The organism is Pseudomonas sp. 9Ag (assembly GCF_902506445.1).
Taxonomy (GTDB): domain Bacteria; phylum Pseudomonadota; class Gammaproteobacteria; order Pseudomonadales; family Pseudomonadaceae; genus Stutzerimonas; species Stutzerimonas stutzeri_AB.
On record NZ_LR733836.1, the window covers coordinates 2,361,939 to 2,387,143 of the forward strand.

Annotated in this window: 20 protein-coding genes, 1 pseudogene and 1 riboswitch; of the genes and pseudogenes, 10 read left to right on the forward strand and 11 right to left on the reverse strand. The window is 58.2% G+C overall.

Features of this window, described 5'->3' with window-relative positions; all coding sequences use genetic code 11:
• Position 1: 1 nt before the first annotated feature.
• Complete coding sequence (locus tag ALTERO38_RS10545) at positions 2–4,276, reverse strand: cobaltochelatase subunit CobN (RefSeq protein ID WP_159968357.1); 4,275 nt, start codon at positions 4,274–4,276, stop codon at positions 2–4.
• A gap of 86 nt (positions 4,277–4,362) precedes the next feature.
• Positions 4,363–4,495: riboswitch (cobalamin riboswitch) on the reverse strand.
• A 159-nt stretch (positions 4,496–4,654) separates the two neighbouring features.
• Between ALTERO38_RS10545 and ALTERO38_RS10550 the strand changes: the two genes are divergently transcribed.
• The 3 genes from ALTERO38_RS10550 (at position 4,655) to ALTERO38_RS10560 (ending at position 7,382) form a co-directional block, all read left to right on the forward strand.
• Complete coding sequence (locus ALTERO38_RS10550) at positions 4,655–4,873, forward strand: DUF2970 domain-containing protein (RefSeq protein WP_102835334.1); 219 nt, start codon at positions 4,655–4,657, stop codon at positions 4,871–4,873.
• 366 nt (positions 4,874–5,239) lie between these two features.
• Positions 5,240–6,898 (forward strand): nitrite/sulfite reductase, encoded by a 1,659-nt coding sequence (locus tag ALTERO38_RS10555; protein WP_159968358.1) that lies wholly within the window; start codon positions 5,240–5,242, stop codon positions 6,896–6,898.
• Positions 6,882–7,382 (forward strand): DUF934 domain-containing protein, encoded by a 501-nt coding sequence (locus tag ALTERO38_RS10560; protein WP_159968359.1) that lies wholly within the window; start codon positions 6,882–6,884, stop codon positions 7,380–7,382. The genes ALTERO38_RS10555 and ALTERO38_RS10560 overlap by 17 nt, the downstream gene beginning before the upstream one ends.
• A gap of 261 nt (positions 7,383–7,643) precedes the next feature.
• Here the strand turns inward: ALTERO38_RS10560 and ALTERO38_RS10565 are convergent.
• Positions 7,644–8,632: pseudogene (locus ALTERO38_RS10565) on the reverse strand (YhdH/YhfP family quinone oxidoreductase).
• An 11-nt stretch (positions 8,633–8,643) separates the two neighbouring features.
• Positions 8,644–9,669: a protease SohB gene (sohB, locus tag ALTERO38_RS10570; protein ID WP_148924124.1), complete on the reverse strand. Its 1,026-nt coding sequence runs from the start codon at positions 9,667–9,669 to the stop codon at positions 8,644–8,646.
• Between the two features lie 178 nt (positions 9,670–9,847).
• On the opposite strand from sohB, the gene ALTERO38_RS10575 reads away from it, so the two are divergent.
• From ALTERO38_RS10575 to ALTERO38_RS10590, 4 genes are all read left to right on the forward strand, one after another.
• Positions 9,848–10,561 carry a histidine phosphatase family protein gene (locus tag ALTERO38_RS10575; RefSeq protein ID WP_159968360.1) on the forward strand — a complete coding sequence of 238 codons (714 nt, stop codon included), beginning with the start codon at positions 9,848–9,850 and terminating at the stop codon, positions 10,559–10,561.
• Between the two features lie 61 nt (positions 10,562–10,622).
• Positions 10,623–10,937: an SCP2 sterol-binding domain-containing protein gene (locus ALTERO38_RS10580; protein WP_045427587.1), complete on the forward strand. Its 315-nt coding sequence runs from the start codon at positions 10,623–10,625 to the stop codon at positions 10,935–10,937.
• A gap of 240 nt (positions 10,938–11,177) precedes the next feature.
• On the forward strand, positions 11,178–12,245 hold the full coding sequence (locus ALTERO38_RS10585) for a phosphotransferase family protein (RefSeq protein ID WP_159968361.1): 1,068 nt from the start codon (positions 11,178–11,180) through the stop codon (positions 12,243–12,245).
• A gap of 28 nt (positions 12,246–12,273) precedes the next feature.
• Positions 12,274–13,041, forward strand: coding sequence for an SDR family oxidoreductase (locus ALTERO38_RS10590; RefSeq protein ID WP_102835341.1), 768 nt, complete (start codon positions 12,274–12,276; stop codon positions 13,039–13,041).
• A gap of 61 nt (positions 13,042–13,102) precedes the next feature.
• Here the strand turns inward: ALTERO38_RS10590 and ALTERO38_RS10595 are convergent, their stop codons facing one another.
• Positions 13,103–13,750 (reverse strand): hypothetical protein, encoded by a 648-nt coding sequence (locus tag ALTERO38_RS10595; RefSeq protein ID WP_159968362.1) that lies wholly within the window; start codon positions 13,748–13,750, stop codon positions 13,103–13,105.
• A 222-nt stretch (positions 13,751–13,972) separates the two neighbouring features.
• Here ALTERO38_RS10595 and ALTERO38_RS10600 point away from each other — a divergent pair, with 222 nt between their 5' ends.
• Positions 13,973–14,755 (forward strand): TSUP family transporter, encoded by a 783-nt coding sequence (locus ALTERO38_RS10600; protein WP_159968363.1) that lies wholly within the window; start codon positions 13,973–13,975, stop codon positions 14,753–14,755.
• Here ALTERO38_RS10600 and nudC read toward each other — a convergent pair.
• From nudC to ALTERO38_RS10635, 7 genes are all read right to left on the reverse strand, one after another.
• Positions 14,723–15,556, reverse strand: coding sequence for an NAD(+) diphosphatase (nudC, locus tag ALTERO38_RS10605; protein ID WP_159968364.1), 834 nt, complete (start codon positions 15,554–15,556; stop codon positions 14,723–14,725). The two genes, ALTERO38_RS10600 and nudC, sit on opposite strands and share 33 nt — an antisense overlap.
• Entirely contained in the window at positions 15,556–17,238 is a 1,683-nt protein-coding gene (locus ALTERO38_RS10610; protein ID WP_159968365.1) for a ferrous iron transporter B, read from the reverse strand. The genes nudC and ALTERO38_RS10610 overlap by 1 nt, the downstream gene beginning before the upstream one ends.
• Positions 17,239–17,275: 37 nt before the next feature.
• Positions 17,276–18,088: a crotonase/enoyl-CoA hydratase family protein gene (locus ALTERO38_RS10615; RefSeq protein WP_159968366.1), complete on the reverse strand. Its 813-nt coding sequence runs from the start codon at positions 18,086–18,088 to the stop codon at positions 17,276–17,278.
• Between the two features lie 198 nt (positions 18,089–18,286).
• Positions 18,287–20,533, reverse strand: coding sequence for an arginine/lysine/ornithine decarboxylase (locus ALTERO38_RS10620; protein WP_159968367.1), 2,247 nt, complete (start codon positions 20,531–20,533; stop codon positions 18,287–18,289).
• Between the two features lie 109 nt (positions 20,534–20,642).
• Complete coding sequence (gene dnaQ / locus ALTERO38_RS10625; protein WP_148924115.1) at positions 20,643–21,404, reverse strand: DNA polymerase III subunit epsilon; 762 nt, start codon at positions 21,402–21,404, stop codon at positions 20,643–20,645.
• 12 nt (positions 21,405–21,416) lie between these two features.
• On the reverse strand, positions 21,417–21,869 hold the full coding sequence (gene rnhA, locus ALTERO38_RS10630) for a ribonuclease HI (protein ID WP_102835349.1): 453 nt from the start codon (positions 21,867–21,869) through the stop codon (positions 21,417–21,419).
• Positions 21,870–21,886: 17 nt separating this feature from the next.
• A complete protein-coding gene (locus ALTERO38_RS10635) occupies positions 21,887–22,642 on the reverse strand; it encodes a class I SAM-dependent methyltransferase (protein ID WP_159968368.1) in 756 nt (251 codons plus the stop codon).
• Between the two features lie 112 nt (positions 22,643–22,754).
• On the opposite strand from ALTERO38_RS10635, the gene gloB reads away from it, so the two are divergent.
• Positions 22,755–23,534, forward strand: coding sequence for a hydroxyacylglutathione hydrolase (gene gloB / locus ALTERO38_RS10640; protein ID WP_159968369.1), 780 nt, complete (start codon positions 22,755–22,757; stop codon positions 23,532–23,534).
• Positions 23,535–23,634: 100 nt separating this feature from the next.
• Positions 23,635–25,185, forward strand: a complete 1,551-nt coding sequence (locus ALTERO38_RS10645) for a lytic transglycosylase domain-containing protein (protein WP_178114581.1) — start codon at positions 23,635–23,637, stop codon at positions 25,183–25,185.
• The last annotated feature ends 20 nt before the right edge of the window (positions 25,186–25,205 follow it).

Consider the following 25,205-nt stretch of genomic DNA (forward strand, 5'->3'; position numbering starts at 1 on the left):
GTTATGTAGCTCCTCTCGACCGTGGCCCACGTCCACGCCAAATCCCCAGCCCCAACAACAGCAGAGCGATCAACCCTGCCAGCCATAGATATTGGCTGGCGCTTCGATCACCTTGTGTTTCAGCCTGACCTGGCTCCGCCTGCGGCGTCTCGGCCTCCGGCTGTATCTCACGAATGCTGCTCGGCGTATTTGGTTGCGGCGCTTTACGCAGCGCCGAATCCAGCCGCGCCTGCAAAGGTTCACGCAGTGTTTCCGGGAGCTTGGGCATCAGCCATTCGAACATCGGATGGTCCGGCCGAGTATGTCCGCTTCCTGGCAAACCATGCTCAGCGACCAAGACGGCGAACTGCTCGGCCAGCGCTTGCTGGGTCGCCTCGTCGGCCTTCCAGAAGCCCTTCTGAATCGCTACCAGCATAATCGCGAGCATGTTGCTTTTGACGTGTACGTTGGCGCCCTGCTCGAGAAATTCATCGATACCCAGCGCGTGCTTGTCATCGAGATAAACCGCCTTGACCTCCTCCCAGGCACTGTCCGTGATGATGTCGGGATTGGTGACCTGCCAGCCCCACAGATATTCCAGAAACTCACTGCCCATGGTCCGTGCGCCAGCGTAGTCATGTTGCATCAACGCTTTGATCCAGGCGGGATTCAGGAATCTACCGCGCAGTTCGGCCAGCAGTGCCTCCTGCAACGGCTCGAGGCGCACCTTGCGCGGATCGTTGTGCCAGCTGACGAAATTCTCTGGCGCTTTTCCACTCAGGTGCTCGACGGCCATGCTCAGCCCGCCGAGGTAATCAAACGCATCATTGTTGTCCATCAGTCCATACAGGTTGCTGGACCGCCCGAGGTAGGTGCGGGTGACGTGTTTAAGGCTTTCCTCGAACACTGCCTGAACGGGCTCGCCCTGATGCTTCAAACCATAAGCATGGCCCATGCGATTGACGTAACTACGCGCAAGCTGACCGCGTTCCTGCCAGCTACCGGAGCGCTCGACAAGCGTATTGACACCGGCGCCATAAGCGCCCGGTGCAACACCGAACAGCCGCAGCGCAGCAAGGCTGCCTGCCTGTTCGGCGTCCGCACCGGCGTCGAGCCGCCGAGCGGCATCCCTGACCCAATTAGCCGCCACCAGGTTTAGCTGCAGGCTTTCATTGCCCGCGTTGGCGAGTGGCCCGAGGGGCTGCAAAGCCGCATCCAGTGCGGTGCGCAAAGCGGGATAGTCGCGCCGGATAGTTTCGCTGGCGCCATCCAGCGCAAGCAGTACACCGCGCTCAAGCAGCGCAAGCTGGTCGGCGTAGAGGTCGCGGAACAGCCCGGAAGTGGTAAACATCAGGTCGCGCCGCTCGCCGGCCGCTGCCGGCATCCTCCTGATGCCTTCGACGATGCCCCGGCTGTTCCATACAGGTTCGACTCCGAGCAACGCCAGGCCGAAGGCAATCATGGCGCCTTCGTCCCGCACGGTGTCGGACGCCCATAAAATGACTGCTTCGCGTCCGCCTTGCTCCATCGGACGCTCTTGCGCGCGCTCGGCCAACTCGTGGCCAATGTTCCAACCAATGCGACTGGGGATCAGGCTGCTGTCGAGCGCGTGAAAGTTTCGTCCAGTCGGCAGCGCTTCCGGCGTACGGATCGGGTCATTGCCCTTTCCTGGCGCGACGAATCCTCCATTGAGGGCGTTAATCAGCGCCTGCATTTCTGCAGCCGGCGAATCAACCAGCGCCTGTCGGTAACGCGCCTGATCAGTGTTCATGGATGCAAACAAAGTATCCACGGCTTCCGACGCCCAGGGCTTGCCGAACACATGCAGGCCCAGCGGCATGAAGCGCTCCTGGATATTCGTCAGGTAATGCCCGACCTCATGCACCAACAGGTCATCGTCCACCTGTTCGAAATCGATTCCGCGGGCGGCCAGCGGCTCGGCCATGGACGCGCGCAATTCTGGCTCCAGACCGGAACGGGTGACCAGTCGCTTGATTTCGGCAATGGTAGCTCGGCGCGCCGGGCCTTCGCTGCTGCCAGTACCCGTCTCGAAGCTCTCGATCAACTGGCGCAGCTTGAGAAGATCGTCGTATAGCGGGGTAGCCACCAGCGGCGGCGTGAGGTGATCGATCATGACGGCAAGGCCGCGGCGTTTGGCCTGAATCCCTTCGCCAACCCCATCGACAATGTAGGGATAGATGCTCGGCAGGTCGCCAACGATCTGCGTCGGATAGTCCTCAGCGCTGAGCCCTGCTCGACGTCGTGGCAAGAATTCATAGGTGGAATGACGACCGAGGTGGATCAGCGCATCCGCTCTGAACTCGTCATGCAGCCAGTGATACAAGGCCAGATATTGGTGGGGCGGTGGAAATACCAGATTGGCATGCAGCAGCTCCTCATCGACCTCCCAGCCGCGGGGTGGCTGCGGCCCGATGAAAATATTGCCGAACTGCACCCCCGGCAGGACCATCTGGTCGGCATGCACCATGACCTGACCCGGCGCCTCCCCCCAACCACGCAACCCCTCGATACCGGTATCAGCCAGCGCCTGGATCAGGCTTTCGGCCTGCTCCCAATCAGCCAGCCCAGGCTGACTGAGTGCCTGTTCATAGAACGCTTCGAGTTGAGCCAGTAGATCCAGCGCGCGCTCGCGTGCCGGATGCACAACACCGTCGAGCACATGGTGCAACTCGCTGGAACCTGTCTTCAGCGTCAGCCGGGCGCTGTCTAGATGGGAAGCGTGCAGCGCACGGCGCATCTGTGCGTTCCAGTATCCCAACGGGCCCTGCACCATTTCAGCCTGCACTGCCGATGGCAGCGTACGGAACCAGCGGCGGTAGCTATGGGTGTTGACGGTAACGGCCTTTTTCGCCATCGCAGCCAGCGCGTCGCCCTGTTCAGGCAGATTGACGCCCTGCTCCTGCAGCTGTTCCAGCAAGTGCTCCGGCGAGTCCGGCAAGGTGCCGGTGTTGTAGCCTTCGGCTTTCAAGCGCTGAAGAATGGCAAACAGCGATTGCGGTACATCCAGGTTGTCTGCGCCGATGTTGTGCCGCCCCGGTGGGTGGTTGTAGTAGATGAGCGCCAGCCGCTTGTCCGCATTGGGCTTGGTTTGCAATTGGTGCCAGCGGGCCAGGCGCGCCGCCATCGCCTCGACACGGGATGGCATCGGCTGGCTGAAGCCAAAGCGAATCCCTGAGTTCGGGTCGATCTGGGACGATTCCCACGCCGCCAGCACCATCGGCTGACTGGTGCCCTGCAATTCCGGCATCGCAAGCTGGTAATGCACCTTGTCGCGAGCGAGGCCATCACTGGACAGCAGCCACGCGTTCTCGTCTCGGTCATCCAGACGCAGGGCCTTGAGCACGGGCACATTGAGTTGACTCAGCAGCTCCGTTGCGTCTTCACGACCCTCGCCGCCACCAAGGACAAAATCCTGCAGCACGACGACCGCCGCCAGCGGTGGATGTTCTGCGCTGTTGAGCCAGCGCAGCGCCTGTAGCGTGCCGTCGCCCCAGCTGCCAAACAGGCTGACGCACGCGATGTCGCGTTGTTGCAGGGTCTGACACAGCGCATCGTTGAGGTCGGAATCTCCGCGTCGGTCAGCGCGCCCATGGTCGATCACCGCGACCATTCGCTCACCGCGCCACGCCAGTTCCGACGGCTCCTTTACCACTCCGTCCTGATAGAAGCGCAACGCCGACCTCGCCTGTGCAGGCTCGGCGCTGCCGCGCGAAGTGTCACGAGCCGTCAACCAGGCCAGCAAACGCGCAATGTTTTCGCTGCCACCGGCCAGCCAATAGCTGCGCGCTTCTATCCAATGCGCCTGGATCGGATTGGCCGCCGCTAGCGCCTGCACCCAGTCACCCAGATCGCCGCCGGGTTTCTCAGCACCGAGGCGTACCGCCTGGTCCCGGTTGGCAAAGAGCATGTTTCCGGCGCTACGACTTAGCGCCACCAGCGCCTGGTCACTGTGCATGATGAAGCGTTCGCCAGTGCTGTGTTGGTCGATCAGCGGGCGCAGACGCTCCGCTTCAGGCCCGAATACGCCGACCACGAGCAAACGCGTTCCGCTGGCAAGCCATTGGCCGACCTCGGCATCGTCCAGCTCAGCCAGCTGTTCGGGGGTGCGCGCACTGACGGTACGGTCGGGGTATCGTTGCTTGAAGGTGGCAGCCGCCGAAGCGAACTCGGCAGCGCTGTACTGCGAAATGATCGCATTGACCTGATTGGCACTGGCCGGCACCGTTGGAGCCAGCAGCAGAAGCGCTAGAAACACGCAGCGAAACGCGAAAGACATGCCCACTCCATCCGGATGCAGTGGGCAACAGAGCTGCTATTGCCAGAAAGGCAGACGGCATGCTCTGAGGACGTCGCCCACCGCGACAGTTCCTGGGAAGTACGGGCTGGTATCGGGCTCAGTCGAATCGACTCTACCGTTGCGGGGGCAGCATCAGCTTGCACTGATTTCCCATTTAACCCGGACCATGATCCGGGCACCACGCACTTCATGTGTTCAACCGCTGGGCGGCCAAGCCGCGCACCTTACGCGCCGGTCCGGGCAAGATCAAGCAAACACAAGCCTGACGACGCAACGGCTCAGTTGGTAATAGGATCGATGTCTGCAGAAGCTGGATTGCTGACTAGACTTCAGGCAGCGAGCCTTGCGGAGACAGATATGAGTGAAGACCGGCAACCCAAATCGCTCACGCTGCGGCAGATGCTTCAAAGCATGCTAGCCGGCGCTTTGGGCGTGCAAAGCGGGAAAAATCGAGAACGAGACTTCAGCCACGGTAAACCCAGCCATTTCATTCTTCTGGGCATCGGCTTCACCGTAGCGTTCGTTCTGGTGATACTCGGCGTCGTCAAACTGGTGCTCTATCTGGTCGGCGTCTGACACGGTTAGCCGGAGCCGCCTCGTCTACTGGTGACTTACCCAGAACACTGCTGTTGCTACCGCTAGCAGGATCAGAAAGAAGATCGCGGCGGCATCTGCGCGGCTGTCATTATCATGGCGTTTAAAATGCTCTGACACAGCGGTATACCTTGTTGTGGAGGATCGCATTGATTGCAGTTAAGACCATGCATACGGAGCGCTCAAGGCCAGCGATTGAAATGCCTGAAAAGCAGCGTTTCGTTCTAAACATATTCCCAAACATCACTTTTGCGCATAAACGCTAGCTGGTATCGTGCCGGCCTCCCATCAACGGGTGCGCGGCCGTGCGCGCAGAAGCTGTAGACAGCCTGAAAAAACAGGACATTTATGTACGTATACGACCAGTATGACCAACACATCATCGAGGATCGCGTGCGTCAGTTCCGTGACCAGATTCGCCGCTATCTCGCCGGTGAACTAACTGACGCAGAACTGTTGCCTCTTCGCCTGCAAAACGGTCTGTACATCCAGCGCTATGCGCCGATGCTGCGTATTGCTGTGCCCTATGGGCTGTTGTCGTCTACTCAGATCCGCAAGCTGGCCGACATCACTCGCAAGTACGACAAGGGTTATGCCCATATCAGCACCCGGACCAACGTTCAGCTCAACTGGCCGGAACTGGAAGACGTACCCGATATCCTTGGCGAACTCGCAACTGTTCAGATGCATGCCATCCAGACCAGCGGCAACTGCATTCGTAACACCACCACCGACCAGTTCGCTGGCGTTGCCAAGGACGAGCTCATCGACCCACGGCCCTGGTGCGAAATCATTCGTCAGTGGTCGACCTTCCACCCGGAATTCGCATTCCTGCCGCGCAAGTTCAAGATCGCCGTCAACGGCGCCGTGAACGACCGTGCTGCTATCGAAGTGCACGACATTGGTCTCGAAGCGGTAAACAACGACGCCGGCGAGCTGGGCTTCCGCGTGTCTGTCGGCGGCGGCCTTGGCCGTACGCCGATCATAGGAAGCTTCATCAATGAGTTCCTGCCATGGCAGCACCTGCTGACCTATCTCGATGCGATCCTGCGCGTATATAACCGCTATGGCCGTCGTGACAACAAGTTCAAGGCGCGGATTAAGATCCTTGTCAAAGCGCTTACCCCGCAAGTGTTCGCCGAACGTGTCGAGGCTGAATGGTCCTATTTGAAAGACGGCGCAAATACATTGACCGAGGCCGAAGTCGACCGGGTCAGCAAGTTCTTCGTCGATCCCGCTTACAAGCCTCTGGATGACCAGAGCGCTGCACTCGCGCAGCTTGACGCGGAGCATCCAGGCTTCGCTCGCTGGCGGGAACGGAATGTCGTTGCTCACAAAAAGCCCGGCTATGCAGCCGTGACGCTGTCCCTGAAAAGCACTGGCGTAGCCCCGGGTGATGTGACGGACAAGCAGCTCGACACCATTGCCGATCTGGCGGACCGATACAGCTTTGGCGAAGTACGCAATTCACACGAACAGAACATGATCCTGGCCGATGTCGAGCAGTCACGTCTGTTCGAATTGTGGCATGAGCTGCGGGAACTGGGTGTCGCCACGCCGAACATCGGCTTGCTGACAGACATCATTTGCTGCCCGGGCGGCGATTTTTGCTCCCTGGCCAATGCCAAATCGATCCCGATTGCCGAAGCGATCCAGCGCCGCTTCGATGACATGGATTACCTGTTCGATATCGGGGATGTCGACCTGAATATTTCGGGCTGCATGAATGCCTGTGGTCACCACCATGTAGGCCACATCGGCATCCTGGGCGTGGACAAGAAAGGCGCCGAGTTCTATCAGGTCTCACTCGGCGGCAGTTCCGGCCGTAACGCGAGCCTCGGCCAGATACTCGGCCCTTCGTTTGCCCAGGATGTCATGCCAGATGTGATCGAGAAGGTCATCGGCGTCTATGTGGAGCACCGTACAGAAGATGAACAGTTTCTCGATACTTTCCGCCGAATCGGTATCGACCCCTTCAAGGAGCGTGTCTATGCAGCGAATCATTAAGGACGGTCAGGTCATTGATGAGACCTGGCACCTGCTGCCTAAAGACGTGACCCTTGACGGCCTGTCCAACTGCGACGATCTGATCGTACCCTTCCAGCTATGGCTCGATCATGCTCATGCCCTGAAAGCTCGTGATGGCGGTCTTGGCATCTGGCTCGACTCCGACGAGGCCGTAGAAGAGATCGCCGAAGAGCTGGATAACTTTCAGGTCATCGCGCTCAACTTCCCGGCGTTCACCGACGGCCGCCATTACTCCAGCGCACGCCTGCTTCGTGATCGCTACGGTTACAAAGGGGAAGTACGTGCCATTGGGGATGTGCTTCGTGACCAGTTGTTCTACATGCGCCGTTGTGGTTTCGACGCCTTCGCAGTGCGTCCAGATCGCGACCCTTATGATGCGCTGGAAGGGTTGAACGACTTTTCGGTCACCTACCAGTCTGCCGCAGACGAACCCCTTCCGCTGTTTCGTCGCAGACAAGACTGAGGCCAACGCTGCGCTATAAAAAAACCCGCCTCTCGGCGGGTTTTTTATTACTGGTACATCCAGAAGTTCGGATGCTCTATCCGCTCCGCGGCAACGATCGGATGCTTACCGAACGCTGCCTTGATTATCTCGGCCAGTATTTTCATGAGCGGCTCCTGCTATGTTGAAGTAGCGTTAGCTTCGCTCAATCGATAAAGGCTGATAAATCGTTTTTGACTATGCTCAACAAGCAAAACGCTAATGGCGTCAGAGCAGCCGCCATCAGTCGAGTCGAATCAATATCCTTCCAGTCTGTTGTCCTGCTAGGGTTCGTTCAATCGCTTCAGGCAACTGATCCAGCGAGATCTCCTGCACCAAGTCATCAAGATTAGAAAGCTTCCATTGCACGGAAAGCTTGTCCCACATGGAAGCCTTCACAACCAGTGGGATTTCAACCGAATCAACCCCTAACAGATTCACCCCACGCAGGATGAATGGCAGCACGCTGGCCTGAAAATTCGTTCCGGCGGTCAGGCCGCAACAGGCGACGCTTCCGCCACGTCGCAGTGACTTCACTGCGTTGAACAATATGTCGCCGCCCACCGTATCGACCGCTCCCGCCCATTGTTCTTTGAGCAATGGCTTCTCGGTACTGGCCTGCAGCGCGCTACGCTCAACGATTTCCGTAGCGCCAAGCTTGCGAAGGAAGTCGCCTTGCTCAGCCTTGCCCGTCACTGCGGCCACCCTGTATCCAAGCTTGGACAACAGGGCTATCGCAATGCTGCCGACACCCCCGGTCGCGCCTGTTACCAGGATCGGCGAATCAGTCGGTCGAGACCTGCCTGTTCAAGCTGGTCTATGCATAGTGCAGCGGTCAGGCCGGCCGTTCCGAGAGCCATGGCCTCACGCAGAGACAGCCCGACCGGACGCTTGATCACCCACGCAGCTGGCACGCGAATGTATTGGCCGAAACCGCCCGACGTGTTCATCCCGAGGTCATAACCGGTGACGATGACTTCATCACCGACGGCAAAGTCGCTGACGCTTGACTCGGCGACAGTCCCAGCCGCATCGATACCCGGCGTATGTGGAAAATTGCGGGTGACGCCGCGGTTGCCACTCGCTGACAGGGCGTCATTGTAGATCAGCGAAGAGAAGCTGACGCGTATCAGCACCTCTCCAGCCGGCAAATCATTGGTGTCCCGCTCGATCAGGCGTGTCTCGAAACGCCCGTCGGTTTCGTTGGTTTGCAGTGCTTTGAAATGAGCCACCATCAAACCCCTTATTGCCAGAAACGCTGTTCATTGAGACGGGTCCAGCCTTTCAGTACACCGTGCTCAATGGCGGCGTTTGCAGCCATGCCGAATCGCTCAGGCAGACTTTTCTTCTCTGCATAATGCAGCTGAAACAGGTCTGCCTCACGTGCGCGGGAAGCCAGGTATTCATCGCTGGTCTGCAACTCATCAACCAGTTGCTTGCCGAGCGCCGCAATTCCGAGCCATACCTCGCCGGTAGCGACATCATCGATACTCAGCTGCTGGCGATACCGCGCAACGAAGTTCTTGAACAGCTCATGTGTCGTTTCAAGATCATCCTGGAATTTCTCCCGGCCTTTTTCAGTGTTTTCACCGAATATGGTCAGGGTCCGCTTGAACTCACCTGCAGTCAGCACTTCGACATCGACGTCATGCTTCTTCAACAACCGATGGAGATTGGGCAATTGCGCAACGACGCCGATGGAGCCAAGAATTGCAAAAGGTGCGCTGAGAATCTTCTGACCTATACAGGCCATCATGTAGCCACCACTGGCAGCCACCTTATCGACACACACCGTCAGTGGCACGCCGGCATCACGGATACGCACCAGCTGTGACGCTGCAAGACCGTAACCGTGGACCATCCCCCCGCCGCTTTCAAGGCGCAAGACGACTTCATCCTGCGGAGTGGCCATGGTCAGTAGAGCGGTAATTTCGTGACGAAGACTCTCGACCGCCGATGCTTTTATATCCCCATCAAAATCGAGCACGAAGACTCGCGAACGACTTTCTGGATGTTTCTTGGCCAGCTTGGCAGCCTTCGCCTCCTGCTTGCGCTGTAGTTTCAGCTGATCCTTTTCTATGATCGATTGCTCGAGGCGCTCGCGCATCGACTTGTAGAAATCGTTGAGCTTGTGTACCTCCAGATGGCCACCCGACTGCTTGGACCGGCCACGACGCAGCGAGGCAAGCGCAATCAGCACCACCAGCACGGCGGCTACCAGCGTTACTGTCTTCGCCAGAAAGCTTGCATAGTCAGCAAGAAATTCCACAGACCCTCCTCATTAACCACGACCGCCAACAGAAACCTGAGTGGCGAAAATCGCTCAAGCATACCGATTAGGACGTCGCGTGAGCCAGCAGAAGCAGATTCAAACGAACGTATGATTTATCGTTGACACTCTAGGACGATCCCCCTACGCTCGCGAAAACTGAGTCCCGGAGCAGCGCATGGGCAGTATCTACCTGATCAGACATGGCCAGGCGTCGTTCGGCGCAGAAAACTATGATGTTTTGTCCCCGCTCGGATTCCAGCAATCTGCAGCGCTGGGGGACTATCTAGACCAAATGGGCATTCGCTTCGACCGCTGCGTAAGCGGGGAGTTGAACCGACAGCAAGATACAGCTCGCGCGACGCTCCAACAGATGAGTTCTCGTGTCGAAAGCCAGCTACCACCTTTGGAGATTGACGCAGCCTTCAATGAGTTTCGCGCCGATGAGGTGATTCGTGCCCACATGGACGATCTACTGGCCGCCGAACCGGGTGCCATGCAGGTCTTTGCCAATGCGGCCAATCATCGCGCCGAGTTCCAACGACTTTTCAAATATGTCATCCAGCGATGGGTTTCAGGCGACCACGAAAAACAGGGCCTTGAAAGCTGGCAGAGTTTCGTAAACGCCGTACGGGCTGGATTGAGCCGTCTACTCGAACAGGCAGACAAGAAGGATAACATCGCTGTCTTCACATCTGGCGGCACGATCACGGCGCTGCTGCAATTGATCATCGGCGTATCGCCCATCAAGGCATTCGAACTGAACTGGCAGATCGTCAACACGTCGCTCAGCCGCTTGAAGTACCGGGATCAGGATGTAGCACTGGCTTCGTTTAATAGTCACGCACACCTGGAACTGCTTAAGAATCCGGAGCTCGTCACCTATAGATAAGCTCCTGCCACCGGCGGCTCAAGCCGCACGCTTTTCCCACGACAATAAAGGGTCATATCCGATGAGCAATGTCGACGAAACCATCCAGGGCATGAAGGCCAAATTCAATCCCAGCGCTGCTGCCGGTCTGGATCTGGTTTTCCAGTTCAACATCACCGATGCCGAAAACTACTACCTGGTCGTAAAAGACGGCACCTGTGATTTTCACAAGGGCGAATCAGCCGACGCCAACGTTACGCTGATCATGGATAGTGAAACCATGCAGGGCGTCATCAGTGGTGAAACCGACGGTATGCAGGCCTTCATGGCAGGCAAGCTGCGCGCCGAGGGTGACATGATGCTCGCGCTGAAGCTGAGCGAACTGTTTCCGGCCTGATCTGCCGGAATGAAAAAAGCCGAAGTCTCGCGACTTCGGCTTTTTTATGCGCTTTTTTTAGTATTTTCCGCGCATCAGGCACCTTGATTACGCGGCAACACCCCGGCCAATAACGGCCGACTTCCCTTGGTGATGCCAGATGGGCGCATTAGATTAGAGGTGTCGGATGGTCAGTGGCGCCGAGGTTAGACGGCAGCCGAAACTGGTCATTGAGGCATCGATCACAGAAAAGGGAAAAGCATGGCGCTTACCGATCAGACCAGCCGCATACGCGACGGCGAAGAACTGCCCACCGAGGCCATCGACCAGTACCTGAAAGCCCAAATTCCAGGGCTGGAAGGGATGCCGACTATTTCACAGTTCCCAGGCGGCGCGTCCAACCTGACCTATCTGCTGGAATATCCAAAGCAGGAATTCGTACTCCGCCGCCCTCCCTTTGGGCACAAAGCCAAGTCGGCACACGATATGGGCCGCGAATACCGAATTCTCAACCAGCTAAACGCTGGCTTTCCGTACTGTCCGAAGGCCTACGCCTACTGCACCGACGAGGCGGTTATCGGTGCAGAGTTCTATGTCATGGAGCGGGTCAAGGGCATCATTCTTCGCGAGGACATGCCCGCCGAGCTGGGTTTCACGGCGGAGCAAACCACCGCGCTGTGCAAGAGTTTCATCGATAAGTTTGTCGACCTGCACAACGTCGACTACAACGCATGCGGTCTAGGCGACCTAGGCAAGCCAGAAGGTTACGTCCAGCGGCAGATAAATGGCTGGATCGATCGGTATGAGCGCGCAATCACGGCTGACGCGCCCGGTTGGGAGCCGGTCAAGGCTTGGCTGCGGGACAAGATGCCAGCCGATCACCCCAAGCCTGGCATCATCCACAACGACTACCGCTTCGATAATGTAATCCTCAGTCCAGATAACCCGATGGAAATCATTGGCGTCCTCGATTGGGAGATGACAACCCTGGGCGATCCGCTCATGGATCTCGGCAATACGCTGGCTTACTGGATCGAAGCAACGGACCCGCCGCCGATGCAGCTGATTCGCAAACAGCCTAGCAATGCGCCCGGCATGCTGACTCGCCAGCAGTTTGTAGATTACTACGCTGAGCGTGCCGGTATTCGCATCGACAACTTCGATTATTACTACACCTATGGCCTGTTCCGCCTGGCGGCCATCGTGCAACAAATTTACTACCGCTTTTTCCACGGTCAGACCCAGGACAAGCGATTCGCAAAATTCGTACAAATGAACGCCCTGCTCGAGCAAGTGAGCCTGCAGGTTATTAACAACTCGAAGCTGTAACACAGCTCACCAAGAGGAAATCGACTCCATGAGCAAGACCACCCTGTTCGACCTGGACGGCAAAATTGCATTCGTATCTGGCGCCAGCCGCGGCATCGGCGAAGCCATCGCCAAACTGCTGGCGCAGCAAGGGGCCCACGTTATCGTTTCCAGCCGCAAGATCGAAGGCTGCCAAGCGGTTGCTGATGCCATCAATGCTGACGGCGGAAAGGCTACTGCAGTCGCTTGCCATATTGGTGAGCTCGAACAGATTCAGACCGTATTCGCTCAAATCCGCGAGCAGTTCGGTCGGCTGGATATCCTGGTTAACAACGCGGCTACCAACCCGCAGTTCTGCCACATCCTCGACACGGACGTATCGGCCTTCCAGAAGACTGTTGACGTGAATATCCGCGGCTATTTCTTCATGTCAGTCGAGGCCGGCAAGTTGATGCGTGAGCATGGCGGCGGAAGCATTATTAACGTGGCATCAATCAATGGCGTCACCCCGGGCAACTTCCAGGGCATCTATTCCATCACCAAGGCAGCGGTGATCAACATGACCAAAGCCTTCGCCAAAGAGTGCGCGCCACAGGGCATCCGTTGCAACGCCTTGCTTCCGGGTCTCACCGATACCAAGTTCGCCTCGGCTCTGGTCAAGAACGATTCGATTCGCGAAGAAGCGCTACGTCACATTCCGCTGCACCGTGTCGCTGACCCAAGCGAAATGGCGGGCGCTGTGCTTTATCTCGCCAGCGACGCATCGAGCTACACCACTGGCTTGTCGCTCAACGTGGACGGCGGCTACCTCGCCTGATTTGCGCCGACGTGAAAAAGGGAACCTTCGGGTTCCCTTTCTTCTGTGCAACATTCCACCGCTACCAGCCCTTCATTGCCTGCTCTGCTGCTACGCTGGCCGGTTTCACTAACAGGCCGGTTGGCGCCATTTCGACCGTAAAGACGGCGCCATCTACCATCGGCAGATAGCTAACCCTGCGCAATTGCGCCTCAAGCATCAGCGGAGCGCACTGGCACTGATTCAACCACGCCCAGAAATCCACCCCAGCCCAGCTGCTCCCCAGCTGTACGTAAGGATGGCGCGCCTGATCTTGTTGCTCTACCGCGAGGTAGCGGCCAGAGAGCCGTTCCAGCCGATAGCCTGGCTCCAATCCAATGAGCGCGGCCAGCCCTTTCCAGTGAAGCGCTCGCACGTCGAGCTGCCAGAGATCACCTTCCAGCGTGACGAAGCGAGTAGTTTGTCCCTCTTGCACCTTCACCTGATAGCGCTGCTGACCATCGGCCTGGAAGGTCAGCGAAACCAGCGGCGAGCTGTGCCCTAGCGACTGGTAGGTGGTGACATCCCAGGCGACTAGCCCCACCAGGCCGGCCAGCGAAAGTACCAGCATCCCTAGAGTGCCGCGTAGCCAGCCCAGCAACCATTGCCCACCTGCGAGCATCCGCACCGCAACAAGGACAGTGACGATTGCGAGCAACGCAACAACCACTGCAAGCCCGACATATTGCATTGATCGACATTCCCACCGAAATCCGAGAGGGCATTATCGATACGGGCAATCGGAGCAGCCAGCGCCAGAACGGAACACTGGAGACGAGTCGACATTCTGCTGTTGGCCATCTGCCTAAGCGATCGATACCGCAACCTTCTGGGCGACTTGTTGTTGGCGCCCAGGAAGCACAGCCGGCATGATGCCTTACCCTCTTTGCCGATTTTGTTATGAGTGTTCAACATGCTGATGTTTGAGCTTGCGACGGACCCAATGGTATTGGCCGCCCTCATGGCCGTCGCCTTTCTTGCCGGCTTTATCGATGCCATCGCCGGTGGGGGTGGTTTGCTGACACTGCCTGCGCTGCTTACGGCGGGCTTGCCGCCGCATCTGGTGCTAGGCACCAATAAACTGTGCGCAACCTTTGGCTCGGCTACAGCGAGCTTCACCTTCTATCGCAGGAAACTGTTCCATCCACGGCAATGGCGCTCCGCGCTTTTGGCAACCGCCATCGGGGCGGCGCTAGGCGCGGGATTGGCCCACATGATCCCAGCCCGCTGGCTCAATCAGGTGCTGCCTTTGGTGGTATTTGCCTGCGGCCTGTATCTGCTTTTCGGGCGGGTACCGACCACACCTCGAACGGACGCCTTGCCAGTAGACGTACGCAGACAGTGGCCACAAGGCCTGACACTAGGCTTCTATGACGGTATAACAGGCCCCGGCACAGGAGCTTTCTGGACCGTCAGCAACATGCTGCTCTACCCGCTCGACTTGCTAAAAGCCAGCGGAGTGGCTCGCAGCATGAATTTTGTCAGCAATGGTGTTGCACTTGCCGTGTTCATTGCTGGCGGGCAGGTCGCCTGGGGGCTGGGGATCGGTATGGGGCTGGCGCTGATGGTCGGCGCGTACCTGGGGGCGCGCACGGCAATTCAGGGTGGGTCGAAATTCATTCGGCCGATCTTTATCTCGGTAGTGCTTATCCTGAGTCTGCGGCTAGCTTGGCAGCACTGGTTCGGGGCGGCCTAAACGCCGAGCGAGATAGAGGTCAATCAAATAACGGGCGATGGATTTTGGAGCCGGCAACGCAGGCAGGTCATTGATGGAAAACCAGCCCGCATCCTCAATCTCTTCAGGCTGCATCACTATCTCTCCCGCTGCGTACTCGGCGTGAAAGCCGAGCATCAACGAGTGCGGAAACGGCCAACCCTGACTGCAGATATACCTGGGCTCAGCAATCGATACACCAACCTCCTCGTGTACTTCCCGCCTGACGCACTGCTCGACTGACTCTCCGGGCTCAACGAACCCTGCAAGAGTGCTGTATACGCCAGGAGCAAAGCGCGGTGAGCGGGCGAGGAGCAGCTCGTCGCCACGGGTCACCAAGACGATCATGCTTGGCGAGATACGAGGATAGTGATGAATGCCGCAACTCTCACACTGCATTGCACGCTCGGTAGCATGCTGGCGCATCGGGTTGCCGCAGCTGCCGCAGAAGCGATGATGGTTTGCCCAGGTGCCAATCTGCGCAGCGAAACCGAGCATACGAAACCTTTCGGTATTGTCATCCTGCATCATGAATTGACGCAGCCCCTGCCAGCCCGAGCCCGGCACTTCGACAGGGTGCGCCAACTCCATGAGAAATACCTGATCACCATCGAAATAACCCAGGCCCTGCTCGCTGAGCAACGGCAACTCGAGGCGCTTTAACCAATCCCTGGGAAACAGAACGCCATTCGCGTCACAGAGGAACCCCTGTTGGCAATGCACGACCGCCCATCCGCCTCCGGCTGCCGGATCGAGCAGCGCCGGCTGCCACCGTAAACTCATCAGGCGGCCACCGGAAGACCCAGTGCGCGGACACTTTCGGTTGCGAGATCCAATACGCTGATGCGTGAGTCATCACGCCGCAATATCGCACCGCCGTCGAGGTAATACTCGAGGCTGGTCAGCGCATCGGCTAGGGTTTCTAGCATTTGCTCTGGTGGCATCTGCACGCCCTCAAGCATCTGTTTTTGAATGAAGTCCGCACACGCGCCAATCAAGTCTGCGGCGCGATCTTGCTCTAGAAAACGCAGCCCTCCACGAACAGCCATCAAGCTGAAAGGGACGTTGGCCAAATGCAATTTCTCACCATTGGATTCCAGATAGGCTGTGATGGCTCGCTTGGCCAAGGCCAGGCCGGCAGTCGCCTCGCCAATAACGACAATACAGGCTTCGGTGAGCTGATGGTTGGCAAAGGCTTCAGCCTCTTGGCCCGGCTGCGCTATCTGAGGCCGCGAATCATAACGCTCGCCGCGCTCCAGGCTAGCAACCATGCTCTCGACGTAGAGCACCGCATCAGCCAGTTTCAGCAACGCCTGGGGCTCGGGCATCTGCTCAACGCTCCAGCCGGAAACCACTGACAGCTGAGCATGGAGGGTGCTCGATGCGGAGGACAAGCCCACCATCCCCAATGTCTTTGCCAGCTTGCCGAGCAGGCTGTGCAGGTTCGGATAAGACTCAGCCGGGGCGGTCTGGCGTTCGATCAGGTCGAGCAAGTCTTTGAGACTTGCCAGCTCTTCGCGGATCGCCGAGGACAACGAGCGCATTACGGCCTGCCCCGGGCCGGCCAGACGCTGAGACTCGTCCTCAAGAAGATGATCGGTGAAGGGTAACGAACCAAGCGAAAACGTTTCACGGACCTCACTTGCTAATGGCCCACTGCTTTCGGCCAACGCAACGAGATAAAGCAGTTCCTTGAGCAGCACCCGTGGCGGTTCATAGGCATCATGACTGCTGAGCTGCCGAAGTTCTCGGTCAAGCCTGGAGAATAAGTGCTTACGTGATTGGCGAGGCAACAACTGTCCATCCAATTGGGCCTCCACCGCTGCGCTCCCTAACCAACACAGGCGACCACCCGCTGTGTTGGCGAACAGCAGATCCAAGCGACCCAGCGCTCGCGCCATCAGCTTTAGACTTGCCGAAGCATTATCTTCCCGAATGAAGCCGAGCAGGCCAACCTGATACATTTGGCGCAACCGCCGCGCTTCGGCCGCACGCGTAGTTGGCTGGCGCACCGCGGCCGCAATCGGCGGACGCGCATGGTCGAGACGAACGCTAAAGAAGAAACTCTCGGGAAGTGGCGACTGCCCACTGACCAACCGCAATGCATTGATCGGCGGCAGCAGCAGTTCGGGCATTTCCTGTCGACTGGCGTCGACGCTTTCCAGATAACGCCCGAGGACATAAAGCGCGTTGCTCAGCGACGCGAGCTGAGTGTCCCGATCCTCCCCAGCGCCTACAGGGATGTCTGTCGCCAGCTGAAGTATTTCCTGTGCGAGCAGTTCGGCACCGGTAAGCTCGATGAGCCGCAGGGTGCCGCGAACCTGCTTGAGATTCTCGACAGCCTGTTGCAACAGGCTGCCGTTGTTCCTGTCGATGATGAAATGCTCGAGGCTCTGCTCGGCTTCCTCCATGGTAGCGAACAGCTCATCGCGAACCAGGCTGAGTGAAGTAGCTCCGGTAACCATGCCTAGCGCGCCTCCCGCGCAACGTTTGAATGATGCATCAGTCAGCGAAATCCGGTTTCTGCTTGCTCATATGGGCAGCCATCGCCACTTTCAGGTCCGCCGACTGAAGCATCGCCGCGTTCCAGGTGGCGATGTATTCGAGACCGTCATCGACACGGTGGTCGCGCATGTAACGAATCATCTCCTTGGTGCCGCGAATGGCCACTGGCGACTTACTGGCGATATCTGCAGCCATAGCAAACACACCAGCCATAAGTGATGGCTGGTCAGGGTAAGTTCGATTGACCAGGCCAATGGACTTCGCTTCCTGGCCGTCAACGGTACGTCCGGTGTATGCAAGCTCACGCATCATGCCGTCGCCAATGATTCGCGGCAGACGCTGCAGCGTGCCAACATCCGCCGCCATGCCCATATCAATCTCTTTGATCGAAAATTGTGCGTCCAGCGTGCTGTAACGCATATCACAGGCGGCAATCAGATCGATCGCACCACCGATACAATATCCCTGGATCGCCGCAATGACCGGCTTGCGGCAGCTATCCACCGCGTTGAACGAACTCTGAAGCTTGAGAATCTGGCGACGAAGGCGCTCGGCATTGCGACCGACATCGCTGCCCATCTGGCTCGCCGCCTGCGCCAACAATTGAAGGTCGATGCCGGCAGAAAAATGCTTGCCCTCGCCCGACAGCACCACCACTCGAATGTCATCCGTATCGTCGATCCATTGGAATATGTCGACAATCTCGCTCCAGAATGCGGCATTCATGGCGTTGACCTTGTCAGGTCGATTAATCGCCACATGGGCGATCTTGTCTTTCAACTCCACACGAAAGGCTTGGTAGTCGGTCACGCTATCATCCTCGACAGCCGAGGCACTCAGTGCCTTAACGGGTTCGACAGCCCCATAGAAAGAGGACTGTACTCAGCCGAACAACTATAACAACAGCGAACTGAAAGTCGATGCGGGACGATGTGAAGCAGCCCACGCCCTCGCACATGATCTTCTTTGACAAGCCGTAATACCGGCCGGATTAAGCTTACTGGTGCGCTATCCCTCGAGGATGCAGTCGACGGTGTACCCACCAGGGTGCTCCTCGTGCTGCAGCCCATGCACATCAGCATCGAAGCCTGGAAACTGCGTGGCGAACCGCTGAGCGAAGGCCAGGTAATCAAGCATCGAGCGCGTTTCCGGGGTGAAGCGTTCACCCGGCATGATCAGGGGGATTCCTGGCGGGTACGGCACCAGCATGACTGCAGCGATACGGCCTTCTAATTCAGTAATGGGAACGGCCTCAACCTCGCCCCGCACCAACTTGTCGTAGGCATCGGCAGGCTTCATCGCCAATGCAGGCAGAGCGGTATACATTCGCCTCATGGCCCTTGCTGTAGCGTTGTTGCGGTAGCAATCGTGGAGCGAGTCGCACAGGTCTCTGAGCCCCATACCGAGGTATCGACTGCCTCCTGCCCGAGCTACGGTTGGAAGCGCATCGCATAACGGAACGTTGTCGTCGTAATGCCGCTTGAATTCAAGTAGTTCGGTCAGCAGTGTGCTCCACTTACCCTTAGTGATACCCATCGAAAACAGCACCAGGATGGAGTACAGACCGGTTTTCTCCACGACCAGTCCCCGCTCCCAGAGAAACTTGCTGACCACAGCCGCCGGAATGCCTCGCTCGCTTAGTTTGCCATCAGCGGTAAGTCCTGGAGTCACCAAGGTGACCTTGATGGGATCAAGCAGCACGTAATCATCGGCGACATCCCCAAAACCATGCCAATCCGCTTCTGGCTGCAACAACCAGTCGCTGGTGACCAGCTCGTCCGCTCCATCCGCCTCGCCTGGCTGCCAGATACTGAACCACCAGTCCTCGGGCGCCAGATGCTGCCTGAGGTTAGCCAACGCGCGGCGAAAGCTCAGCGCTTCATCGAAAGTTTCTTGAATGAGGGAGCGCCCCGCGGGCCCTTCCATCATCGCCGAGGCGACATCGAGCGAGGCAAGGATGCCGTACTGCGGGGATGTGGAGATGTGCATCATGAAGGCCTCGTTGAAGCGATCACGATCCAGCTGACGCTGCTCACTGTCGAGTACATGAATCATTGATGCCTGACTGAATGCCGCAAGCACCTTGTGCGTCGAGTGAGTGGTGAATACCAGTGGGCCTTGCTCGCGGGTGTCCATCCCGTAGCGCCCGTCGTAAAACTCATGGAACGCGGCGTAGGCATACCAGGCCTCGTCAAAATGCAGAACATCAACGCTGTTGCCGAGGGTCCGTTTGATCAGGTTGGCGTTGTAGCAAAGGCCGTCGTAGGTCGAGTTGGTTACGACCGCCAGCCTCACCCTGGGCGAACGACCACGGGTAAGCGGGTTGGCGTCGATCTTGGCCTGAATCGATTCTGGTGAGAACTCTTCGAGCGGAATCGGGCCAATGATGCCGAGTTCATTGCGTGACGGCGTTAGGTATAGCGGAATTGCACCGGTCATGATGATCGAATGCAGTATCGACTTATGGCAGTTGCGATCAACCAGGACCAGGTCGTCCCGCGCCACCATCGAATGCCAAACGATCTTGTTGGCGGTCGAGGTTCCATTGATGACGAAGAACGTGTGGTCTGCGCCGAAATTGCGCGCCGCTCGAGCCTCGGCCGCCGCCAGCGGCCCCGTGTGGTCGAGCAGCGAACCGAGTTCAGGCACTGATACGGACAGATCAGAGCGCAACGTGTTTTCGCCAAAGAACTGGTGAAACGCCTGTCCGACCGGGCTTTTGCGAAAGGCGACGCCCCCACCATGGCCTGGTGTGTGCCAGGAGTAATTCGAATCACCTGTATGCTGCACCAGCGCCCGAAAGAAAGGTGGCAACAGACTGTCCAGATAGCTTCGGGCCGCCCGAGCGACCTGCCGCGCCAGGAACGGCACGGTGTCTTCAAACAGATAGAGCAACCCCCGCAGCTCATTCAGATCCGCCATGGCCTCGGCCGGCGCATTCTCGATGGTGATCTGCTCGCCAAGCGCAAAAATCGGCAGTTGAGGTGCGCGCCGCCGGGCAACCCGTATCAGGCCCACCACATCCTGCAATAGCCGCTGATTCTCGCCCGCGCCTTCTGCAGCAACCAGGATGCAAGCCAACCCGTGATGGGTGGAGGCCACAATTCGGCCTTCTGCGGCGCTGCCGGTGGGAAGAATATGAAAGCCGTCCCGCTCAAGCTCGGCCGCTATTTCACGCACTCGCTCACCAGCAACCGTATCGGCTTTGATGTCGCGATGAACAATAAGGACGGGGAATTTGAGGTCTTTATACATGGGGGTTTCCTGGAGACGTTCATCTCCAGCGTAGAGGCTCCGCCCCCCAAGCACCAAGCGAGAATTGTCACGCAGTGCCGACGCGCCCGATGTGCGCGGCATCAAGACCTCAGGCTGGTAGTGCTTCAGCTTCGTCGCTGACAGCCTGCTCCAACTGAAGCCAGAGAGGCGCTGTCCCCGCCGCCTTCTCGATTGCGCGCATGCGCACCTCATGGGCAGCGACTTCTTCCGCGTTGGCGCGGATTACCAAGGTACTGGCGCGGTCGGCTGGCAACCGACGGATCGGCGTAGCCTGTTGACGACCACCACTTTCTGAATCGGCACCGTCACCGGCGAGGGACAGGTTGGTTTGCCCGCCTGTCATCGTCAGATAGACGTCGGCGAGAATCTCCGCATCGAGCAGCGCGCCATGCAGATCGCGGCCCGAGTTGTCGACACCATAGCGTTTGCACAACGCATCAAGGCTGTTGCGCTGGCCCGGGTGGCGTTCACGAGCCATCAGCAGGGTGTCGAGGATGCTGCAGTGATCGCTCAGCTCTGCACGGTCCTGCTGGCCAAGCAGCGCGAATTCGTTATTGATGAACCCGACGTCAAACGCAGCGTTATGAATGATCAGCTGCGCGCCTTTTATGAATTCAAAGAACTCGTTGGCAACGTCCCTAAAGCGGGGCTTGTCGGTCAGGAAGTCGTTGGTGATTCCGTGAACGGCGATTGCACCCTCGTCCACTTCACGATCCGGCTGCAGATAAACGTGATAATGCCGGCCGGTAAGGCGGCGGCCGATAACCTCGACACAGCCGATCTCGATGATCCGGTGACCATCGGTCACTGGCATGCCAGTGGTTTCGGTATCGAGTACTACGCTACGCATGTTTCAACTCACTCAAGCTGGTTGTCGTTTGGCTTGCACTACGCCGCGATTGGCAAGGAGATCGGCGCGTTCGTTTCCGGGGTGGCCAGTATGCCCACGGACCCACTGCCAACTTACTTGGTGACGGCTAACCTGCTCGTCCAACAACCGCCAGAGATCGGCATTTTTGACAGGTTGCTTGGCGGCGGTCTTCCAGCCACGCTTCTTCCAATTGGGCATCCAGTCATTGATGCCCTGCATGACGTATTGGGAATCGGTCACCAGCTTGACCTGGCAAGACCGCTTCAGCTCCTCAAGCGCACGGATGGCAGCCATCAACTCCATGCGGTTGTTGGTGGTCTCCGCCTCGCCACCCCAAAGCTCTCGCTCCACGCCCTTGTAGACGAGCAGTGCGCCCCAGCCACCCGGACCCGGATTGCCCTTGCAGGCACCGTCCGTGTATATCTCGACCGTTTCGTCACTCATAAGGAATTCTTTGCCTATTAGTGTTCGGCATCGCGGCGACTGACCTTCGCCACTGGCATTGGTAGCAGCTGCCCCATGCGCTCGCGACGGCTTTGCTGCACGGGTCGAAGGCCTACCATAAGCTTTCTTGCCACAAGCATGTAGAAGCCACCGGTAGGCAGCTGCGACCTTTGTCCCGCAGTTTCCAGGCCGGACAACCGCGTGCGCCACTGGCGCGACGAAAGCGGCGGACAATAGCATCCGAATTGTCGTTTCTCCAGCGAGAATCCAAGCAGGTTCAACCAGTCGCTCACTCGGGTCGGACGAATGCAACGAGCATGGCGAAACGCCTTGCGTGACAGCAGACGAGTCGCCCCCCAGGCGCTCCATGGATTGATCCCGACGATCAACAAATGCCCTCCTGGCCGCACACTGCGGGCAGCCTCACGCAGCAGGGCGTGCGGCGACAAACTGAAATCCAGGCCATGCTGGAGCACAACGACGTCTGCAGCATGTTCGCCGATGGGCCAGGACTGCTCCTCGCAAATGATGTCGACACCCGCAAGTGGCGGACCCACTCGAACGCTGCGCTTGATCTTCTGCGGTTCGATCGGGGCATTAGCGAAGGGCCCGTAATGCACAAGATAGCTGCCGAAACACCGAGACAGCTGCTGGTTGATCACACGCTGCTCATGCTCAAGCAGTTGTAGCCCTGATGGGCCGTCGAACCAGGCACTGGCTTTATTCATCAGCGACAGCCAGCGTTCGTCCGACTTGGTACAAGACTCACTCATGGCTAGCCTCCATTCGTAGGTTGGGTCGACCCGATCAATGTGTCCGATCGGTTAAACTCTCCAGTTCGGCTGTTAGGATGCGCTTTTGCTATTGAATTGGCGACCCGTGCATATGTTGAAAATAGACGCTCTGCCCGCCTTCACCGACAACTACATCTGGATGCTGCAGGATCCACAACGCCGGCTCTGCGCTGCGGTAGATCCGGGTGAGGCGGGCCCAGTTGAGAAATGGCTCGATACTCGCCCCGGCTGGCAACTGACCGACATTCTGATCACTCACCACCACCATGACCATGTAGGTGGCGTTGAGCAGCTTAAAGCCAGATACGCCGCCACGGTCCACGGCCCGGCTATGGAAAAAATTCCAGCCAGGGATGAAGCGCTGATCGATGGACAGCGCATTCGCATCCTCGACCATGAGTTGGAGGTGTTCGAGGTCCCGGGGCATACCAGCGGCCACATCGCCTATTTTCATGATGATGCTCAAGACCCGTGGCTTTTGAGTGGCGATACGCTGTTTGCCGCAGGTTGTGGCCGTCTGTTCGAGGGCACCGCCAGTCAAATGTTCCGGTCATTGCAGAGACTTGCCGCGCTGCCTGCGTCTACCAAGGTGTACTGCACACATGAGTACACATTGAGCAATCTACGGTTTGCCCAGGCGGTCGAGCCGGAAAACCCTGACATCGCCGAACGTCTCGAACAGGTCACCCGCCAGCGCGAGGCAAAGCACTTCACCCTCCCCTCTGAGCTGAGCATCGAGCGGGCCACCAACCCCTTCCTGCGTTGCAGCGAGCCGTCAGTTATAGCTGCAGCCAGTCAACATGCAGATCGCTCGCTGGAGACAGCGGAAGCTGTCTTTGCGGTCCTTCGAGGGTGGAAAGACAGCTTTTGATGAAGATCGACCAGTCGCCAAAAACCAAGGCATTGGGTTGACCCACCGGAACGGCATTCCTACACTCGCTCGAATTTGCGCCTAGGGAGCCCATCAGCCAATGCCGTCTGACTCTTCGAACAGCCCACAGCCGGACGCCTTGGCAGCCTCCGGCCGGGCCCTGGCGCTGGCAATTTGTCTCGCTATAACCGGCTGCCAGAGCAGCGCTCCCCGGTCTCCGACAGAGAGCGATGCCCAGACCCGGACTGTACCGACGGTACAGGACACCCTCTGGCTCACGGACCAAGCGCCGGCAGAGCCGACCCATGCGGATATATGGGATCGCATCAGGCATGGATTCAAGCTGCAGGATCACCTGGACAGCAATCCGCGCATCGAGCAACAGCGCCTGCTTTTTTCCAGTCGCCCGAAGTCCATTGAAATTGCGAGCGAGCGAGGCAGTCCCTACATCCACTACATCGTCGAGCAACTCGAAGAGCGCGACATGCCGCTTGAACTGGCGCTACTGCCAATTATCGAGAGTGCATACGACCCGTTTGCCTATTCCCCAGCTCACGCCGTCGGCCTCTGGCAGTTCATTCCTTCGACAGGCCGCCATTTCAATCTGCAACAAACCAGCTGGTATGACGGCAGACGCGACATCACCGCTTCAACTGCCGCGGCGCTGCGCTACCTTACCTATCTTCACGGTTTGTTCAGCGACGACTGGCTGCTTGCCTTGGCGGCGTATAACGCGGGCGAAGGCACTGTCAGCCGTGCAATCGAGCGTAACCAGAAGCTCGGGTTACCGACGGATTACTGGAATCTGCCCCTGCCTCGAGAAACACGCGATTACGTGCCCAAATTGCTGGCCCTCTCGCAAATGATCCAAAGCCCAGAGGCATACGGGCTGAATCTAAACCCGATCGCCGACGAGCCCTATTTCGAAGTGGTCGCACTGAAGCAACGCATGGATCTCGCCAGGGTCGCCGACATGGCCGACCTGGATGAAGACGAGATCTACCAATTGAATCCTGCGTTTACCCGGCGCATTACACTGGATGGCCCACAGCACCTGCTAGTGCCAAGTGACAAGGCCGAGATGTTCGCAGCCAACCTGGCGCTGATGAAGCCACAGGATCTGGTTGACTGGCAGCAGTACAAGGTGCGTCCCGGCGACAGCCTTGGCGCAATCGCCAACAAATATCGGCTATCGGTCAATATCATCCGTGACATCAATCGTCTTCGCAGCGATCGCCTGCAAATCGGGCAAGTTCTGAGCATTCCGCAGTCGGTCGGCGCAGCTCAATCACCGGAGCTTCTGCATGCCGTGGCGCGAAGCCAACCGGCACCGCGCAGCTACCGGGTCCGCCAGGGTGACAACCTCTGGGATATCGCCAAAAAACAAAAGATCTCAGTCCGTGATCTGCAGCGCTGGAACAACATTTCTGGCAGCAAACTCAAGGTGGGCCAGGCGCTGTTTCTTCAGGCTGCAGGCAATAACCAGCAGAGCAAACCCGCGCCGACTTATTACAAGGTCAAGAAAGGTGATTCACTTTATGTGATCGCCAAACGCTTCAATGTTCAGATCAACAACCTGAAGACCTGGAACCCCAGAGACAGCGCGATGCTCAAGCCGGGCCAGACCCTTACGCTATATATTCCACGCTGAGGCATCGCGCGAACGGACCG